Genomic DNA, 259 nt, shown 5'->3' with positions numbered 1-259 from the left:
AACGCGGAAAGCGAAGACGCGAACGCGCAGAAGGAAACGCCGCTCGCGCAGTTCACGCAGAACCTGAACCAGATGGCGAAGGACGGCCGCATCGATCCGCTGATCGGCCGCGAGCCGGAGGTCGAGCGCGTCGTGCAGGTGCTGTGCCGCCGCCGCAAGAACAATCCGCTGCTCGTGGGCGAAGCGGGGGTGGGCAAGACCGCGATCGCGGAAGGGCTCGCTTATCGCATCACGCGCGGCGAAGTGCCGGACATCCTCG

The 259-nt window shown here is 67.2% G+C and carries 1 protein-coding gene; it reads left to right on the top strand.

Annotated elements, in window-relative coordinates; genetic code table 11:
* A partial coding sequence (locus SB816_RS32915; protein ID WP_410548370.1) for an AAA family ATPase occupies positions 1-259 on the top strand: 259 nt, incomplete at both ends.

It is taken from the genome of Achromobacter sp. SIMBA_011, from assembly GCF_046535435.1.
GTDB lineage: Bacteria > Pseudomonadota > Gammaproteobacteria > Burkholderiales > Burkholderiaceae_B > Achromobacter > Achromobacter dolens.
Note: the sequence above shows the minus strand (reverse complement) of the source record. Positions and strands in the feature narration are given on the sequence as shown.